We start from the raw sequence: 15038 nt of genomic DNA, 5'->3' as shown, positions 1-15038 counted from the left end.
CCTGATCCCTTCCCGAACTCAGAAGTGAAACCTCTTTGCGCTGATGGTAGTGTGGGGTTACCCATGTGAGAGTAAGTCATCGCCAGCTCATTATTCAAAATCCCCCTGCTAAAAAGCAGGGGGATTTATTTTTTATAAAAATAAAAGAAATAAAAATAAAAAGGAAAATATCAACAATCTTCATCGTCATGATTACAGCTAGGATGACGTATAATGGACTCATCGACGGAGCGGATATGTCCCTAAATTCATCTTCAAGCCATATCGAATATGGCTCAACTACCTTTAAAGCTGTCTTATTTTCTTTATTTCTGGCTGGTTTTGCTATATTTTCATCCTTATATGCGATCCAGCCGATGATGCCGATACTGGCAGACTATTTTCAGGTTTCTCCTGCGCAGAGCAGTTTTCCTCTGTCATTTTCGACCATTGCACTGGCCATCGGTCTATTATTCACTGGCTTCATTTCAGACCGTTTTGGCCGTAAACCAGTAATGGTCTGGTCGTTATTTTCTGTTTCGCTATTACTGCTACTTAGTGCTGTGTTACCGATCTGGCCGGTATTTTTAAGTACACGTGTCATGATTGGACTGGCAGTCAGTGGTGTTGCAGCAGTGGCAATGACCTATATTGGTGAAGAAATTGCTGAAAAAGATATTGGCTTTGCCATGGGCCTTTATATTTCTGGAACTGCAATTGGCGGAATGAGTGGTCGCCTGATTGCCGGAGTACTGGTAGATTTTATTTCATGGCAGTCGGCCACCTTGATCATTGGTGTGCTTAATCTGCTGATTGCTTTTATTTTCCTTGGTCTGTTGCCGAATTCCCGCCACTTCAAAGCGTATCCGATACAGTTGCACCGGTTTAAAACGGCTTTTCAGCATAGCTGGCGTGATCCCAAACTCAGTATCTTGTTTCTACAGGGTTTTATTTTGATGGGCTGCTTTGTTTCTATCTTTAATTATCTCAGCTATCGTTTGCTAGAAAGCCCATTTCACCTGTCTCAAGCCTGGATTGGATTGATATCCATCACTTATCTGACCGGTATTTACAGTTCACCGCGGGCATCTGCTTGGAGTCGGAAATTTGGTCGTTTACAGGTTTTGCTGGGAATGATAATAGTGATGTTGCTCGGCCTGGCGCTGATGCTATGGAATAGCGTGATGGCAGTATTTATGGGTCTGCTGATTTTTACTTTTGCATTTTTTGCTGCACATTCAACAGCCAGTAGCTGGGTCTCGGTTCTCTCCCTGCAATATCGTGCCGTCGGCTCATCTTTATATCTGTTTTGTTATTATCTGGGTTCAAGTTTTTTGGGCAGCTCTAGTGGATGGGTGTGGGAGCAGTTTGGCTGGAATGGTTTGAGTATTTTTGTTGGTTTGTTTTTGTTGCTCGGACTAGGACTGACTCTTCGTTTAAAAGAATATTCAACCAAGTAGCCGATTTAAGCTCATCGCGATGACCTATTCCTGCAAATATAATAGGATCGCCTTTTGTATAAATTATAATCAAGCAACCCGAAATGAATTCATGCTAAAATAGTCGGCTTTCATCTTTGATCTATTTTCTGATCTTCCATCTGCCAGCCGAGAATTGCTAGCCATGTCTACTGCTTATACCGCTCAGACCGCGCCTAAAGCGTTGTTTGATTACGACAAATATTGGGCGTCATGTTTTGAACCCGCGCCTTTTTTGCCGATGTCACGCGAGGAAATGGACCAACTCGGTTGGGACAGTTGTGACTTTATTTTTGTCTGCGGTGATGCGTATATTGATCATCCGTCATTTGTGACCGGGATTATTGGACGGGTACTGGAAGCACAAGGTTTCCGCGTCGGTATTATTGCCCAGCCGGATTGGACCAATGTAGAAGCCTTCCGTGTACTGGGCAAGCCAAATATTGCCTGGGGGGTGTCTGCCGGTAATATGGACTCGATGATCAACCGTTATACGGCGGATCGTAAAATCCGTTCGGATGATGCCTATTCACCTGATAACCAGCCGAATAAACGCCCGGACCGTGCTGCAACCGTCTATTGTCAGCGTTGTCGTGAAGCCTTCCCGGATGTGCCAGTATTGTTAGGTGGAATTGAAGGTTCGCTGCGTCGTATCGCGCATTATGATTACTGGTCAGATAAAGTCCGTCGTTCAATTTTGATGGACTCTAAAGCAGACTTGCTGATGTATGGTAATGGTGAACGTTCGATTATTGAGATCATGCACCGTCTGGCCAAAGGTGAAAAGATTCATCAGATTACCGATGTTCGTGGTACTGCATTCATTATCAATAAACATAACCGTGCGGCAAAAGCCCAATTTGTAGAAATCGCATCGAATGATGTCGATACCATTGGTCGTGTCGATCCGATCATTAACCCTTATGTAATGACTGAGGATATTGACGGCTGTGAAGTTGAAAAAGAAAAAGGCAACAGCTTAACTCAATATCAGAACTTCCAGAAAGAAGTGGTAGCCAATCCAATCGTGCGTGAAGGGGATCAGCTTGATCCAGATACGCAAATTGTGCAGCTACAACCGGCATCTAAAGCGATTAAACACAAATTACCGCCACGTGAATTAGCAGTGGTCCGTTTACCTTCTTTTGAAGAAGTCGCGAATGATCCGGTACTGTATGCACATGCCAACCGTATTCTGCATTTGGAAACCAATCCAGGGAACGCGCGTGCGCTGGTACAAAAACATGGTGAGCGTGATGTGTGGATCAATCCACCACCGATTCCACTGACCACTGAAGAAATGGATTATGTGTTTGATTTGCCTTATGCACGTCTGCCACATCCATGTTATGGAGAGGCACGCTTCCCGGCTTTTGATATGATCAAGTTTTCGGTCAATATCATGCGTGGCTGTTTTGGTGGCTGTACTTTCTGTTCAATTACCGAGCATGAAGGTCGTATTATTCAGAACCGTTCTGAAGAATCAATTTTGCGTGAAGTAGAAAAGATTCGTGATACTGCGCCGGGCTTCACAGGCATTATTTCGGACTTGGGTGGCCCAACCGCCAACATGTACCGTCTGGCCTGTAAAGATCCTGAGATTGAGAAGAATTGTCGTAAGCCGTCATGTGTATTCCCGGGCGTATGTCAAAACCTGCATACTGACCATGCACCATTAACGCAGCTATACCGTAAAGCACGTGCCTTACCGGGCATTAAAAAGATTCTGATCGGTTCTGGTCTGCGTTATGACCTTGCGGTACTGAATCCGGAATATGTCAGAGAGCTGGTCACGCATCATGTCGGTGGGTATCTGAAGATTGCACCAGAGCATACCGAGAAAGGTCCATTATCCAAGATGATGAAACCGGGCATCGGCACCTATGACCGTTTTAAACAGATGTTTGAACGCTTCAGTAAAGAAGCAGGTAAGGAGCAGTATCTGATTCCTTACTTCATCGCGGCGCATCCGGGTACAACCGATTATGACATGATGAACCTGGCAATTTGGTTGAAAAAGAACGGATTCCGTGCTGATCAGGTACAGACCTTCTATCCATCACCGATGGCCACAGCCACCACGATGTATTACACCGGTAAAAACCCACTGGCAAAAGTGGCTCGTTATACCGAAGATATTGACGTGGTGAAAGGGGAAAAGCGTCGTCGCCTGCATAAAGCTTTCTTGCGTTATCATGATCCAAACAACTGGCCTTTACTGCGTGATGCACTGAAAGAAATGGGACGGGCCGACCTGATCGGGAATTCAAAACAGCATCTGATTCCAGCCTACCAGCCACAAAATGCGGAAGGACAATATCAGTCAGCACGCAAGAAAAACTCGACGGTTGCAGGGGATTCACAAAAACGGAGTAATTCGAATGGTCACCACAACCAGAATTCTAACGCGCGTCCAAAGAAAGGCCAGCTATTGACCCAGCATACTGGTCTGCCACCACGTGAAACCGGTGATTCCAAAAAACCTTTCGGAACTGCCAAACCGAAAGCCAAACCTAAGTCAAAATCGCGTACTTAAACCATCTCTATAAAAAAGACACTTCGGTGTCTTTTTTTATTCAATAGGTCAATGATAGAGTTTTTGATTACTTACTGTAAGAAAAGCGCCTTTATATATTGGTCCGGGCGCTAGAAAAAATGCTATAGAAATAACACTTTGTCGGAATTGTCTGACAATGGGATGAATGAGTATTGTACAGTCTGGTATAAGTGCTTTAAAGTTCACAATCAGTGATTTACACCTGTCCGGACAGGAGGTCTGAGCAGTTGTGTACTGGATTATATTTCCCCTTTAGATTTGATAACAGTTGTATGTTTATTGCATTCGTATGTGTTTAAGACTGCTCAACATAAAATCTGGGGTATATATTGAACAACAATAAAACAAGAATGATTATAAAAATGCAGGGACAGAGTCATGACTACCTACCTTATGATTGGGAGTTTCTTGCTCTTGTGTGTCGTACTCGCGGCATGGAAGAGTGTAAGGGACAGACCTCAACCCCAAGATAGTGCTCTCAAACAGCGAGCTATCTTTAATTTAAACGAGCAATTGACCTTGACCCGGCTCAAAGAAGTTTTGCCGGAATATACGATATTGGCTCATGTATCTTATGATTCGCTTTTGACCACCAAATTTAACCGTACACGGCATAAATACCGTAATCTGATTGCAGATTTTGTGATTCTGGATCAGCAATATCAGGTGATGGCCGTAGTGGCTCTGGATGATCCATTGCTACTCAAGCGTCCGCAGAATTCGCATTTTCAGGATGCCTTGCTGAATATGGCCGGTTATCGGGTGATTCGCTATGAAGATGTGCCTGAATATTATCAGCTGCGGCATGATTTCCTGAAAGAGCAGGAGCAGGCTGAAAAAAATCCGAAATATACTGCCATCAATGATATAAAAAAATATCATCTCTATTCAGATTTGGAACGACGCAAGATAAAGGCCGTGGGTTAGCATGAATAGTGCCAGAAATAGAAAAAGCATGCAGGGTGCATGCTTTTTTGAGGCCATCCAGATTTAACTGTTCTATATCTTAAGGTTTAACAGCTACCACCGTCAGCTCCACCAACACTTGTGGATCATACAGCTTGGCTTCTACGCAGGTACGAGGCAAGGCCTGAATATCTGCAACCCAGGCATCCCAGACTTCATTAAAGGCTGCATAATCTTGTTCAATATCTTTAAGATAAATAGTCACGGACATGATTTGGCTTTTATCAGTACCCGCCTCTGCCAGGAACTGGTCAATGAGATCTAGAGTCTGCTGGGTTTGACCTCGAATATCTAAACTCAGGTCTGTGGCCAATTGACCAGCCAGATGAACCAGATTGCCGGCAATGGCAATCTCAGAAAAGCGTTGGGAGACATGCAAACGTTGAACAGACATGAGTGAATCCTGTGTTTTGGGTATCAAGGCTGCTACCAGACGGGTGAGTAGACAACCTGCCGTTAGATAGATCGCTACATCATGCCATGAACCGTCTGCCCAAATCACTAAGGATACGCAATAAATAGGATAAAACCGCCGCCAGTACTGTGGAAAAACGGGTCTTGAAACATGCGGGTGGTCAACAGTGCTGTAGGCGAGAAAATCCTAGCAGCCGGCTACAGACCAATGAAAGTGGAGAGTGCTGCTTTACGCGCAGGTTGTTCTTGAACAATAGAGGGGGGGATTTATCGAGGGCATTCCATGCGCTATATCAGAGTTGCCCTGTAATCTTCGGATTTGGTCGTCACGCCAATCACAGGACATTATGCTGAAAGTAAAGGTGATTTTCAGCATCTCGGCATATACATGGATAATGCATTGCGCAGATAGATTACTCTAAAAAAACAAAATGTGAAAATAAAGTTGCGGTATTTTTAAACCAGTGTCTAAAACTTGTACAAAACCGGCTTAAAGCAGGCTGAGTTGGCTCTCCATTTCATGGGCGGCAAGCTGATAGACACCGAGTCCGATCAGCCGGAACTGGAGCTGGGGATCAAGATGCATCTCTTGCAGCAATAAAGTTAAGGCCTGCTCCAGTTCCTGCGGACTACGCAGCAGCTGCCTGAAGCTCTTGCTGTGTTGCATGATCTGAAAGTTCTTCATTTTTAATTTAACCGTGACGCCACGAGCAGTGAGCCGCTTTTTGTCCAGACTATACCAGAGCTGGGCAATTAAGGACTGCCAATAAGGCAGGCATTCGGATAAATACAGATCCTCATCAAAAGTTATTTCTTTGGAAATTTGTTGACGTTCCCGTTCTGCTTCTACCGGCCGCTCATCAATCCCTTGGGCATATAAAAACAGGCGTTGTCCATATTTACCAAAATGCTGAATTAGCACCGTCTCTTCAACCTGCTGCAAATCGCCCAGAGTATTCAGATTTAAGTTTTTCAGCTTTTCCTGAGTGACCTTGCCGACCCCCGGAATTTTCTTGAGTGGAAGATCCCGAATAAAACGCTGTACTTGGGAGGGTTTAATCACACAAATGCCATTGGGTTTGTGCCAGTCGGAGGCAATTTTGGCTAGAAACTTATTGGGTGCCACACCAGCAGACGCAGTCAGTCCTGTATTTTGAAAAATATCTGCCCGAATACGCATGGCAACTTCAGTTGCACTCGGTATCTGTTGCAGGTTTTCAGTCACATCCAGATAGGCTTCATCTAGAGAGAGAGGTTCAATAATTTTGCTGTAGGACTGTAAAATCTGATGAATTTCTGTAGATACCTGACGATATTTGGCAAAATCTGGCTCAATCACAATCGCCTGAGGACAAAGCTTACGGGCCTGAGTCATGGACATGGCAGAGCGCAGGCCAAACTCCCGGGCAGGATAGGAGGCAGCCACCACCACCGCCCGGGGATGATGTGCAGCGATTACTACAGGCAAGTGGTGTAATTCTGGACGTTCACGCAGCTCGACCGAGGCATAAAAAGCATCCATATCGATATGAATAATTTTGCGCATATCCAAGATCTTAAGTGGCTTTGTCCGGCTTGGAAAGAACAAGTGTGGCTAAATAAGGTGCGGCTCCACTCAATGGGACGCTCTGTGGCCATCTAAGCTTTTCCAGAATCTTAGGCCAGATGAATAATTTTTGGATGTAGGACCGTGAGCAAGGTTAAACTCTAAACCGGGCGGAGTAAAGCTATTGCTGGATGAAAGGTGCGGACTGCTTCTGAGGAGGAATACCATTTTGTTCTAAAAATTGATTCCATTCTCGTTTTGAACCATAAAAGACATTCAGGTCCACCGAGGTGTGAATACCGGGAATTTTACCTTGGCTACTATGCTGCCAGAAAGTCCAGTGGGGTTGATCCTTTAGGTCGGGCAAACCTTGATATTCGCGTACCCAGAGCGGAACCTCTGCAAAAGAGCCTGCCAGCACAAGATTATAAAATGACTTAGACACATAAAAGATCGGCTGCTTGCCATAATGGTTTTTTAACCTGTCATGCATGATCTGGATTTGGTTGAGCAGCTGCTCTTTGGAATAGTGCTGAATACACGTGCTGTCATATTCCAGATCAATCGCAGGTGGTAGTGCATCGCTTTTATAGGGCACTGTGTCGATAAAATTCTGTGCTTGAATTGCGCCATCCCGGCAGAGCCGGTAAAAATGATAAGCCCCCACCAAAAAGCCTTGTTCACGTGCTGTGAGCCAGTTGTGCTGAAACCGACTATCTTTAAAATCACCGCCTTCAGTCGATTTTAGATAGACAAATTGATACTTCTGTTTCGGAATCTGGTTCCAGTCAATTTCTTTTTGATGATGGGATACATCAAAACCATGAACCGGATAGTCCGCCGCATGCGCAGAGGGCTGTTTAAGGAAGAAAACATAGAGTCCCGTGCCTAGCACGCAAGTCAGCAGCAGCCCAGTTGCTATTACGGAGTGTTTTTTCCAGAACGCGGAAGGGGGAGCTGCTTTCATGCTGAATTATGCCCTGTCTGGAGCTGCCAATATTGAACTCATATTGTGCCCTAGACCAAGGTGTTTTTGGGGATATGCCAAAAAATATACGCGGCAATAATATTGATGGCACCCAGACAGATGAGAGACACATGGAAAGCACTGTCTAGCTGCTCGGGGCCAAAATAGGCACTCAGCATATTCACCAGTGTCCCTGCCAGTGCGACCCCGATACTCATCGACAGCATCATGATCATTGACAGGAAACTGTTACCGCTGCTTGCATCTTGCTGGCTTAAATCCTTTAAGGTCAGGGTGTTCATCGAGACAAATTGCAGAGAGTTCAGAATCCCAAAAATAAAGAAATGAATGGCCCTGAGCCAGATTGGGGTCTCTGCCGTCGTCAGGGCAAAGCTGGCAATACACAGACCCACCATCAGGGTGTTGACCAGCAGAACCCGGCGATAACCCAAGCGCTGGATGATTTTGCGGATAATCGGTTTGGAGGCCAAAGATCCGAGTACCACCGGAATCATCAGCAAGCCTGTAATGAAGGGTTCAAAGCCAAAAGCCACCTGCAGCATTAAAGGCAGTAAAAAAGGAATTGCATTACCCCCTAAGCGGGCAAAGAAGTTGCCCAGGATGCCAATTGAATAGATCCGGTTTTTAAACAGATTGCTACGAAACAGGGCATTTTGATGCATATGCGAATGATAGGCATACATGAGGCTGCTCAGTAAACCGCCCCCGATCAGCCCCAAACTCCACCAAAGTGGATATTGCGGGCTAGCAAAATTTTCAATCCCCAGGCACAGACCAATCATGGCGATGAGCAGTAAGAGAAAACCAAAAAAATCAAAAGGCTGTACCGCAGCTTCAGTTACATTGGGCATGGCTTTAAAGGTAATCAGTACCCCTATTAAACCAATAGGGAGGTTGATCAGAAAAATCCAGTGCCAAGAGAGATATTCAACCATCCAGCCGCCTAAGGTGGGACCAATCAAGGGACCAATGAGCCCGGCCAGACTCATTAGACTCATGGCTGATAAAAACTGGGTTCGCGGAATAATCTTCAGCATCGCCAGTCGTCCGACGGGAAGTAGTAGGGCACCACCGATGCCCTGAAACACTCGGTAGACCAGCAACTCGTTCAAGTTATCTGACCAGGCACAGCCCAGTGAGGCCAAAGAGAAGATAATAATCGCTGTAAAATATGTATTTCTGACTCCAAAACGGTCGGCCAGCCAGCCACTCAGCGGAATACAGGCAGCAACGGACAGGACATAGGCCACCACCACACTGTGCATCCGTAGCGGATCTTCCTGCAGGTTGGCTGCAATGGCAGGCAGCGCAGTATTAATAATGGTGGTGTCCAGACCCTGCATAAAAAAACCGATAGAGACCAGCAAGACCAAGAGTCTGAATTCGGGTTGCAGGGCTTGATGAGTCGGCGTGGCATTCATTCGATTGATTCTGGGCAATTAAGTCTAAATATGTAATTGAATTATAGTGTAAAGCAAAGTGCAGGACGGTGGGAAAGTAGACAATATTTCTTACACGATGTGGTCACAAAACAGTAAATAAACAGTGTGCGCAGCGGAGTGACCGAGAGCAGATTGTTGAGGTTTCCAATAAAGCTGAAGTATAAAATCGAGTGACAGTGGGCCGTATGCGGCATGGCCAGGCGTTTATGCAAAAGCCCTGTAAAACCGGAACGGATGAAGTTATTATACAGATGAGTCCTTATTGAGCATCATAGCTATCTCAATCACCTTAAAATAAGAATTAAATTTCCAGTATAAATAGGCGCTAAAACAACCGGTTCTTTTTTACTGAAAGAATCAAATGCTTTCACTAAACTGTCATAAAGATGCCATAGTATTGTCACAATTTTATGGTGGGTTAGCGATAGGTTCGTGAATGTCCACAGATGATATAGGCTTCTTTTTTTATGACTATTGAAATTTTAATGGTAATTGGCTTTTGTTTAGCTGCCTATTCAATTGTCGGGAATGACGTACCCCAAACCTTGGGTACTTTTATTTCGTCAAACTCCCACCGTCCCTGGTGGCTGCTGTGGATTTATATCAGCACTATTTTGGTCGTGGTATTGATCTACGGCTGGTATAGCTCTGGTGTCGGGGATGCCTCTTATGGGCGTCTGGAAACGATTCCTTTCCCTGAGGGTGGTATTACCTGGCTCTATGTCGTGCCGCCTCTGCTCCTGATTCTCCTGACCAAATACGGTATTCCGGTCAGTACCACATTCCTGGTGCTGACAATTTTCTCCCCAAGCAGTCTGGGTTCAATGCTGACCAAGTCCATGATGGGCTATGCGGTGGCTTTTTTTGCCGCAATCATCATCTACCGCTTTGTAGTGAACAAGCTGTCGGTTTATTTTAGTGAAACCCGTGATCAGCAGCATTCCCGTTTGTGGGTGGCCTTACAATGGCTGTCAACGGCATTCCTGTGGAGCCAGTGGCTGATTCAGGATCTGGCCAATATCTTTGTGTATGTGCCGCGTCAGGTGCCGTTTGAATTCCTGCTATTTGCCATTTCTGTTTTTGTTCTGCTGCTGGGTGTCATCCTGTATCAGCGTGGTGGCGCCATCCAGAATATTGTCGATACCAAAACCGGCGTGACCGATGTACGTGCTGCCACCATCATTGACTTTATGTATGCGCTTATTCTGCTGGTGTTTAAAGAGTGGAGCAATATCCCGATGAGTACTACCTGGGTATTCCTGGGACTGCTGGCCGGTCGTGAATTTGCCATGTCGATGCTAATTAATGAAGTCAACAAGCACCGTACTTCCCGCAATGTCAGCAAAGATGCCATGAAACTGATGTTAGGTCTGGCAATCAGTATATTTCTGGCGACGACCTTGCCGTGGTTCTACAATCTGATTTCGGGTTAAGCGGTTTGAAAATTGTAAAAATATAGGCATCAAAAAGCGGGCATCAGGCCCGCTTTTTGATGCGGGAAGACTTAGCCAACAAAGCGTTTTGGCGTATCCAGATTCAGCAAGCTGTTATAAATCTGGTCAGCGTGTTCACACACAATCAGTTTGGCACGGTGTTGGGGTGGCAAGAAGCCTTCCTGTACTGCAAGATCAAGCTGGGCAATCAGCGGATCATAAAAACCATTCACGTTATACAGCATCATCGGTTTCTGGTGCTGGTTGAGCTGGCCCCAGGTGGCAATTTCCAGAATTTCTTCAAACGTGCCCAGACCGCCGGGTAAGGCCACAAAAGCACAAGCACGTTCTGCCATAAGGGCTTTGCGCTGGTGCATGCTGGTCACAATATGCAGTTCGGTCAGCTGATGATGGGCAATCTCGTAATCCAGCATGAATTCGGGAATGACTCCCACTGCCTCTCCGCCATGCTGAATCATGGTGTCAGCCACTTGGCCCATTAGGCCAATACTGGCACCGCCATATACCAGGCCAAAACCGTGTTCGGCCAGTCCTTGGGTGAGTTGAATGGCTTTTTCCTGATAAATAGGTTTATTTCCGGCACGAGAACCACAATAAAGGGCGACCAGAGGACGCGTTGTTTTGGGGGAGTTATCTTTAAAATAATCGGTCATTTCTTTTACACTTTGCATTTATTTTCTTCACCTTATCATTTTTTTCTCTGGCGGCTGCAACTTAATAAAAAAATATGACAATTCCATGAGTCGCTCGTTGATCTGGGCGTGATTCGCTCCGAATCTGTGTAGCTTGCATGAAAACTGATGAAATTCAGATTGATCTTGCTATACTGAAAATCTGTTTCACAACAATAGAACTTACATGGGTAGTCGAAGTTGGCGCTTTAAGCAGATTTATCGCCATAACACAACACAGAATAATCAAGCTGAACCGCAGTTTGGCATCAGCACACAGGGACTCACTGATCTTCAGGAGGTTCACCCATGATTTTTGAATGGATGTCAGACCCGTCTGCGTGGGTAGGCTTGCTCACCCTGGTTGTTCTTGAGATTGTTCTCGGGATTGATAACCTCGTTTTTATTGCCATTCTGGCGGAAAAATTGCCGCCAGAGCAACGGAATACCGCCCGTATCGTCGGCTTGATGCTGGCCTTGTTAATGCGTCTGGTGCTGCTGGCTTCAATTGCCTGGGTGGTGACTTTAACCGAACCGCTGTTCCATATTCTGGAACATCCATTTTCAGGACGTGACCTGATCTTACTGTTTGGTGGGGTGTTCCTGCTGTTTAAAGGCACCATGGAGTTACATGAGCGGATTGAATCCAAACCGCATGTGAAAGAAGAAAATCCGGTACATGCAGTCTTCTGGATGGTCATCGTACAGATTGTGGTGCTGGATGCCGTGTTCTCACTCGACAGTGTCATTACCGCAGTCGGCATGGTTGATCATCTGTCTATTATGATGATTGCGGTGGTTATCGCGGTGGGCATTATGCTGTGGGCTTCCAAAGCCCTGATGGATTTCGTCAATAAACATCCAACCGTGGTCATTCTGTGTCTGGGTTTCCTGATGATGATCGGCTTTTCGCTGGTGGTCGAAGGTTTTGGTTTCCATATTCCAAAAGGCTATCTGTATGCGGCGATTGGCTTCTCGGTTATCGTGGAATTTGTCAACCAGACCATGCGACGTAACCAGGAAAAAATGGTGACAACGACTGACTTGCGTTATCGTACGGCTTCAGCCGTGATGCGAATGCTGGGCGGAAAACCGGCCAAAGATACAGATCATCCTGAGCCTGAAGATGTGCTGGCGACCCGTGCATTTGCCGATGAGGTGTTTGATAGCGAAAACAGCGTCTATCACAGCGTGATGGTGCAGGGCGTATTGGGATTATCCGAGCGTCCGGTCAAGTCGGTCATGACTCCACGTCCTGAACTGGAATGGATTAATCTGGATGAAAGCGAGGACAGTATCAAGAACCAGCTGCTGAACATGAGCCATTCGCGTCTGATCGTGGCACATGGCGAGCTGGACAATATCGCCGGTGTGGTGCTGACCCATAAAGTCTTGAATGAATATATTGAAACTGGCCTGCTTGACTTTAAAAAGCATCTGCGAGAGCCAGTCATCGTGCATGAAAATGTGCAGGTTTTAATGGTAATGGATCAACTGCGTCAGGCACCCTTACAAATGGCACTGGTCCTGAATGAGTATGGTTCTATTGAAGGGATCGCCACGCCAATTGATGTGCTGGAAGCAATTGCTGGTGAATTCCCGGATGAAGATGCACTGGAAGCCTCGGCAGAAAGTCTGGAAGATGGCAGCCTGTTACTTGAAGGTTCAATTGATATTCGGCATGTTTCGCTACTTCTGGACCGTGACCTGGTGAATGAGCTGGAAGAATATTCGACTTTATCTGGTTATATCCTGTTCCATATGGGGCGTTTGCCAGAAAATGGCGAGAAATTTACCGCCGATGGTCATATCTTTGAGGTGGTGACCATGGATGGCCATAAAATCGAGAAGGTGCATATTATTCCTCAGGTACCAAGTTCAGATTAAATAGCTTCGGCAGCAAATCTGGAATTGAAACTTTGATAAAATAGCTCGCTTCAACGGGCTATTTTTTATGAGAAATGAACATGTCAGGATGTCCTTGCGGATTGGGTGAATATGAAAGCTGTTGTGAGCCGCTGCATAAAGGACAGCAAGCGGCTATCACGGCAGAACAGCTGATGCGTTCCCGCTATAGTGCTTTTGCCAGACAGCAGATTGACTATATTCAGTCTACGACTGCTTTAGGGCAACAGCAGGCTTTGGATATTCCCGCCATTCGTGACTGGAGTGTCTCGAATCAGTGGCTACAGCTGGACATTGTACAGACCAATGAGAAACTGGATAAAAGCCATGCGCTGGTCGAATTTAAGGCCCATTTCCATGATGGCAAACAGGTCCAGGTTCATCATGAAGTTTCACATTTTGTTAAACAGGCCGGACGCTGGTATTTTCTAGATCCGACGTTAGAGCAGAGGCTGACCATGAAGCAGCCCTGTATTTGTGGTTCAGGGAAAAAACTTAAACAATGTTGTGAGCAATTTCTATAACTTTTCGAGTGATTTAGCTTAGAATATCTGCCATCTCAAAGCCTCAGGTGGAAGCAGGGCGATGTTGTTGCTCATAATCTATATTATTGCCATTACCGCAGAAGCGATGACCGGGGCATTGTCCGCTGGTCAGCGCAGTATGGATTGGTTTGGGGTGATGCTGATTGCCTGTGTTACGGCACTTGGCGGTGGTTCAGTCCGTGATGTGCTGTTGGGGCATTATCCTCTGACCTGGGTGAAACATCCTGAATATCTGGTGCTGACCTGTTGTGCGGCCTTTGTGACCATCCTGATTGCCAAATGGATGCGTCATCTGCGTAATATTTTCCTGATCCTAGATGCTCTGGGACTGATTGGCTTTACCATTATTGGCTGTCAAATTGCTTTGGAAATGGGACATGGCTTTGTAGTCAGCGCCGTGGCCGGTGTATTGACCGGAGTTTCAGGCGGTATTTTACGCGATATTTTATGTAATGATGTGCCGCTGGTGTTCCGTCGCGAACTGTATGCCAGTATTTCCTTTGTATCAGTCATTTTCTACTGGCTTTGTACCCATATCGGCATGTCGCTGGAAGTTACCGTCATTTCAACCCTGATTTTTGGTTTTAGCTTGCGCCTGATTGCCATTTATTTTGGACTGGAAATGCCAAAATTTATTTATAAAGATAATGATGAGCAATCTGCTTCTTCCAAAGACGCTTCTTGATTGTGTCGGTTTTTCTTGATGTGGCGAGTCAGATCGGCTCGCTTCTGCTTTAATGCAAAGTATAAAAATAAACTCGCTCCTACTTTTGTTGGGAAAACAGTGGTTTCCGTTCACCTGCACAGAGATTGATTATGGACTTAGTTTCCCGCTTGCAACGCCTACCAATCGGTAAATTTCACTATACCTTACTTGTAGTGATTGGACTGGGGTGGATGTTTGATGCTATGGACACCGGACTAATCTCCTTTATTCTGGCCAAAATGGCAGAAGACTGGCAGATGAGCGCGGATGAAAAAAGCTGGGTGGTTTCTATCGGTTTTGTGGGAATGGCAATTGGGGCGATCTGCTCAGGAGGCCTGGCAGATCGCTGGGGCCGTAAAACCGTGTTTGCCGGGACTCTGGTGGTTT

13 protein-coding genes and 1 rRNA gene are annotated in these 15038 nt (G+C 45.8%); 9 read left to right on the top strand and 5 right to left on the bottom strand.

Translation table 11 applies throughout. The features are described 5' to 3' along the window. The 4 genes from rrf to E2K52_RS10310 form a co-directional block, all read left to right on the top strand. A 5S ribosomal RNA gene (gene rrf / locus E2K52_RS10325) occupies positions 1-88 on the top strand; the annotation flags it as partial. Positions 89-236: 148 nt separating this feature from the next. Continuing rightward, entirely contained in the window at positions 237-1439 is a 1203-nt protein-coding gene (locus E2K52_RS10320; protein WP_151205046.1) for an MFS transporter, read from the top strand. A 163-nt stretch (positions 1440-1602) separates the two neighbouring features. Then, a complete protein-coding gene (locus E2K52_RS10315; protein ID WP_151205044.1) occupies positions 1603-3993 on the top strand; it encodes a YgiQ family radical SAM protein in 2391 nt (796 codons plus the stop codon). Positions 3994-4392: 399 nt separating this feature from the next. Further along, the gene (locus tag E2K52_RS10310; protein WP_151205042.1) at positions 4393-4941 is read left to right on the top strand and encodes a DUF2726 domain-containing protein; all 549 of its coding nucleotides are present in this window, start codon (positions 4393-4395) and stop codon (positions 4939-4941) included. 79 nt (positions 4942-5020) lie between these two features. Here the strand turns inward: E2K52_RS10310 and E2K52_RS10305 are convergent, their stop codons facing one another. The 4 genes from E2K52_RS10305 to mdtD all read right to left on the bottom strand — a co-directional run bounded on the left by E2K52_RS10305 (position 5021) and on the right by mdtD (position 9349). Continuing rightward, on the bottom strand, positions 5021-5374 hold the full coding sequence (locus E2K52_RS10305) for a RidA family protein (RefSeq protein ID WP_151205040.1): 354 nt from the start codon (positions 5372-5374) through the stop codon (positions 5021-5023). A 510-nt stretch (positions 5375-5884) separates the two neighbouring features. Continuing rightward, the gene (dinB, locus tag E2K52_RS10300) at positions 5885-6940 is read right to left on the bottom strand and encodes a DNA polymerase IV (RefSeq protein WP_151205039.1); all 1056 of its coding nucleotides are present in this window, start codon (positions 6938-6940) and stop codon (positions 5885-5887) included. A gap of 181 nt (positions 6941-7121) precedes the next feature. Next, positions 7122-7907: a GH25 family lysozyme gene (locus tag E2K52_RS10295; protein WP_151205038.1), complete on the bottom strand. Its 786-nt coding sequence runs from the start codon at positions 7905-7907 to the stop codon at positions 7122-7124. A gap of 50 nt (positions 7908-7957) precedes the next feature. Beyond that, a complete protein-coding gene (gene mdtD / locus E2K52_RS10290; RefSeq protein ID WP_151205037.1) occupies positions 7958-9349 on the bottom strand; it encodes a multidrug transporter subunit MdtD in 1392 nt (463 codons plus the stop codon). A gap of 488 nt (positions 9350-9837) precedes the next feature. Between mdtD and E2K52_RS10285 the strand changes: the two genes are divergently transcribed. Beyond that, positions 9838-10803, top strand: coding sequence for a hypothetical protein (locus E2K52_RS10285; protein WP_151205036.1), 966 nt, complete (start codon positions 9838-9840; stop codon positions 10801-10803). A 71-nt stretch (positions 10804-10874) separates the two neighbouring features. Here the strand turns inward: E2K52_RS10285 and E2K52_RS10280 are convergent, their stop codons facing one another. After that, positions 10875-11495: a TIGR00730 family Rossman fold protein gene (locus E2K52_RS10280; RefSeq protein WP_151205035.1), complete on the bottom strand. Its 621-nt coding sequence runs from the start codon at positions 11493-11495 to the stop codon at positions 10875-10877. Positions 11496-11804: 309 nt separating this feature from the next. On the opposite strand from E2K52_RS10280, the gene E2K52_RS10275 reads away from it, so the two are divergent. The 4 genes from E2K52_RS10275 to E2K52_RS10260 all read left to right on the top strand — a co-directional run. Further along, positions 11805-13382, top strand: coding sequence for a TerC family protein (locus E2K52_RS10275; RefSeq protein ID WP_151205034.1), 1578 nt, complete (start codon positions 11805-11807; stop codon positions 13380-13382). A gap of 74 nt (positions 13383-13456) precedes the next feature. Continuing rightward, on the top strand, positions 13457-13924 hold the full coding sequence (locus E2K52_RS10270) for a YchJ family protein (RefSeq protein ID WP_151205033.1): 468 nt from the start codon (positions 13457-13459) through the stop codon (positions 13922-13924). 61 nt (positions 13925-13985) lie between these two features. Beyond that, positions 13986-14630 (top strand): trimeric intracellular cation channel family protein, encoded by a 645-nt coding sequence (locus E2K52_RS10265; RefSeq protein WP_151205032.1) that lies wholly within the window; start codon positions 13986-13988, stop codon positions 14628-14630. Positions 14631-14761: 131 nt separating this feature from the next. Next, positions 14762-15038 (top strand): MFS transporter (locus tag E2K52_RS10260; protein WP_151205031.1); only part of this gene is annotated, 277 nt, incomplete at its 3' end.

This window comes from Acinetobacter sp. RF14B (assembly GCF_006864105.1).
GTDB classification, from domain to species: domain Bacteria; phylum Pseudomonadota; class Gammaproteobacteria; order Pseudomonadales; family Moraxellaceae; genus Acinetobacter; species Acinetobacter lwoffii_C.
The sequence above is the reverse complement of the archived record's forward strand: the minus strand, read 5'-3'. Positions and strand labels throughout refer to the sequence as shown.